This window comes from Parafannyhessea sp., from assembly GCF_051876455.1.
In the GTDB taxonomy this organism is placed as follows: Bacteria; Actinomycetota; Coriobacteriia; order Coriobacteriales; family Atopobiaceae; genus Parafannyhessea.
This window is the reverse complement of record NZ_JBJEHW010000165.1, coordinates 1-2093: the sequence shown is the minus strand read 5'-3', so window position 1 is coordinate 2093 and position 2093 is coordinate 1. Positions and strand designations below refer to the sequence as shown.

The 2093-nt window shown below is 65.6% G+C and carries 1 protein-coding gene and 1 pseudogene; one reads left to right on the top strand and one right to left on the bottom strand.

Annotated elements, in window-relative coordinates; translation table 11 throughout:
• Window positions 1–854, top strand: a pseudogene (locus ACI38Z_RS07260) (C69 family dipeptidase); the annotation flags it as partial.
• A 193-nt stretch (window positions 855–1047) separates the two neighbouring features.
• Here the strand turns inward: ACI38Z_RS07260 and ACI38Z_RS07255 are convergent.
• Window positions 1048–1869, bottom strand: a complete 822-nt coding sequence (locus tag ACI38Z_RS07255; RefSeq protein ID WP_439789523.1) for a bifunctional hydroxymethylpyrimidine kinase/phosphomethylpyrimidine kinase — start codon at window positions 1867–1869, stop codon at window positions 1048–1050.
• Window positions 1870–2093 lie beyond the last annotated feature (224 nt).

Sequence of the window (2093 nt, the reverse complement as noted above, 5' to 3'; positions counted from 1 at the left end):
ACCTGGACGCCCTGCAGAAGCAGCTCATCGCCCAGCAGACCACCGTCGACTCCGTCATGCAGAAGACGGCCTCCTCTGACCGCACCGCCCTCGCCAACACGCTCTTCGAGCAGGCCAGCCAGGAGACCTACAACAAGTGCAAGAAGCTCCTCGACGAGATGCGCGCCTACCTCAACGGCGACCAGTCGACCGAGTTCGTCCCGAGCGACTACGACGCCTCCACGGGCGACCTCAAGACCTCGGCCTTCTACGCCACCGTCGCCTTCGCGCCCGTCATCTCTGGCCAGCCCCAGAGCGCATCGTACGAGCAGAACGCCTCCGCATCCGACCTCAAGGTGACCGCGTCCATCCCCGACGACGTCAAGGGCTCCGACTCCAAGCTTTCCTACAAGTGGAACGTGAGCTTCGTGGCCGCCGCCGACTCCGACGACTCGAGCAGCAGCCAGGCCAAGGCCGCCACTGCCACCGCCGGCGCGACCCTCAAGGCCGCACGTGCCACCACTGACACCAACGAGGGCTCGACCCACTCCGTCGACACCTCCAAGGTCGGCACCTACACCTACACCTGCACCGTGACCAACACCGTTAATGGCCAGAGCGTCACCTCCAACCCCGCGACCATCGTCGTGAAGGCCAAGGCGGCCGAGCCCACCAAGACCGACACCACGACTACCACGACCACCAACACCCCGACCAAGAAGTCCGCTCCCGCCGCGACCACCGGCAAGTCCGGCAAGGTCGTCTCCACGGGTGACCTCTTCAACATGGCCATCCCCGCAGCCATCGCCGTCGCCGGCGTCGCCATCGTGGTCATCGCCGTCGTTATGCGCAAGCGCAACCACGACCGCGCGTAGGGGAGAAGGACGTGACGTCCTAGCCTGAGCCCCCTGCCAAGCGAACGAACGACCCCGGAACCTCACGAGAGGCTTCGGGGTCGTTTCCTATCGCTCTTCTCGCCCGTATGCTTTGGGCGATGTATTGCATGGCGCGGCGTCGCATCGCGTTGCGGCGGGGCAGGCGGCGCCGGCAGGCAACCGCAAGCTGGCGCTAGTCCAGCGCGTCCAGGCAGGTCTCGATGGGGATGCCGCGCGACTTGTCGTCCTGGTACTGGTTGCGCACGATTAGCTTGCGCACGGCCTCCATGGCGCGCGACGTGGCCTCGTCCAGCGGCATGTCGCGCATCACGTGGCCGATCAGCACGGACGAGAATATGTCGCCCGTGCCCGGGAAGTACACCGGCACCATCTTGATGGGGAGCGAGAAGTACTTCTTGTTGCGGTGGTCGTAGCCAATCACCATGGGGCGGCCCTCCACGAGCGCGCTCGTGATCACCACGGACTTGGCGCCCAGGTCGCGTACGCCGTCGACCAGCCCCACGGCGTCGCTCTGCGACATGCCGCGCTCGAGGTCGATGGGCGTGTCCGTGAGCAGGCAGGCCTCCGTGTAGTTGGGCACGGTGCAGTCCGCGAGCGAGACGAGCCTCCTCATGAGCTTGACCGTGGTCTGCGGGATGCCCGCGTACAGGCGGCCGTGGTCGGCCATGATGGGGTCCACGAAGATGCGCGTGCCCTTGGCGGCGTGGCGCTCGCAGAAGTCCGCGATGATGCGCGACTCCTCCTCGCTCTGGATGAAGCCGGTCGATATCGCGTCAAAGCTAAAGCCAAGCTCGTCCCAGATCGGGAGCGTGTTGCGCACGTACTCCGTGCAGTCGTGGATGTAGAACTTTGGATAGTTGAGCGTGTCCGAGACAAGCGCCGTCGGCAGGTTGTGGATGCGGTACCCCATGTGGGTGAGCACGGGCAGCATGGCGGCGAGCGCCACCTTGCCGTAGCCGCACATGTCGTTGATGAGCAGGATCTGGTCTTCCAACGTGCCCCTCCTTAGGTCTTTGGTACAGGATAGGGCAAGATTGCGCACCAAGGGGGCGCGGCGCCGCGTGATGGGTGCGTGCGCATACAATGAACGTCGAGAAAAGCGAGCGCGGCCAGCCGCGGCCGCGGATGGGAGCAGCATGGGCACTACCGAGCAGCAGCAGGGACAGCAGGGCGCCGCAGGCGTCCCCGTGACCGAGGGCTACATGCCCTTTGGCGAGT